Source organism: Corallococcus interemptor (assembly GCF_003668875.1).
In the GTDB taxonomy this organism is placed as follows: domain Bacteria; phylum Myxococcota; class Myxococcia; order Myxococcales; family Myxococcaceae; genus Corallococcus; species Corallococcus interemptor.
The window spans coordinates 1-1,246 of record NZ_RAWM01000270.1; the positions used below are offsets into that span (position 1 = coordinate 1).

Annotated in this window: 1 protein-coding gene; it reads left to right on the top strand. The window is 65.3% G+C overall.

Features of this window, described 5'->3' with window-relative positions; genetic code table 11:
* Positions 1 to 54 precede the first annotated feature (54 nt).
* A protein-coding gene (locus tag D7X96_RS39045; RefSeq protein WP_121771998.1) for an IS3 family transposase occupies positions 55 to 1,214 on the top strand; the annotation gives its coding sequence in 2 pieces (ribosomal slippage) (positions 55 to 334 and positions 334 to 1,214; 1,161 coding nt in all).
* The last annotated feature ends 32 nt before the right edge of the window (positions 1,215 to 1,246 follow it).

Below are 1,246 nucleotides of genomic sequence, written 5' to 3' on the forward strand. Positions count from 1 at the left end.
TGGGCGTGATCCGCTCCAGTGGACACCAACGAAGAGGCAGATACGGTGTCCGACATGGTGGAAGAGAAGAAGCCACGCCGCCCGCGGCGCAGCTACACGGACGAGTTCAAGGCCGGGGCTGTCCGGCTCGTGGTTGAGGAGGGGAAGACCGTCTCCCAGGTGGCCCGGGACCTTGACCTGACGCTGTCGGCCCTGCGGACCTGGGTTGACCAGGCACGGGCGGACGCGGGCAAGGGCAAGCCGGGGGCGCTGACGAGTGCGGAGCGGCAAGAACTCACGAAGCTGCGCAAGCAGGTGCGTGAGTTGGAGATGGAGCGGACGCTGCTAAAAAAATGGGTGGCCTACACCGCGAAGGAGAACGGGTGAAGTTCGAGTTCATCCGTGCGGAGCAGGCCCACTTCTCCATCAGCCTGCTGTGCCGATTGCTGCAGGTGTCCCGTTCGGGCTTCTATGCATGGAGGAGTCGGCCTCCGAGTCCCCGGCACAGCGCCGACGAGCGGCTGAAGGTCCTGATACGCGAGGCGCACGAGAAGGGGCGCCGGACCTACGGCAGTCCTCGCGTCCATCAGGCCTTGCGCAACCAGGGCGTCCACGTCAGCCGCAAGCGTGTCATCCGCCTCATGCAAGTGGAGCAACTGGTGGGCCGGGCGCGTCGACGCTACCGCTGCACGACGGTGAGCGAGCCAGGGTTGCCGGTCGCTGCCAACCTGCTGCAGCGGCGCTTCACCGCGGATGGCCCCAATCAGCGCTGGGTGGGCGACACCACGGAACTCACTACGCCGGGGGGAAAGCTCTACCTGGCGGCCGTCATCGACCTGTACTCCCGCTTCGTCGTGGGCTGGGCGTTGAGTGCGATGAACGACCGCCACCTGACGCTCAAGGCCCTGGACATGGCGCTTCGGAGGCGGCGTCCCGAAGAAGGGCTCCTCCATCACTCCGACCAGGGCTGCACCTACGCCAGCGAGGACTACCAGCGTGTCCTGGAGCAGCACGGCCTCCTCTGCAGCATGAGCCGCCGAGGCAACTGCTACGACAACGCGGCCATGGAGAGCTGGTTCAGCACACTCAAGAACGAGCTGGGTGAGTCCTTCGAGAGCGCCAGCGACGCGAAGGTGAAGCTGTTCGACTACATCGAGGTCTTCTACAACCAGCAACGCATGCACTCGGCAATCGGTTACGCTGCGCCAGCCGAGTTCGAACGGGCAGCGGCATAGTCAACCTGTCCACGAGAGCGGATCACGCCCAC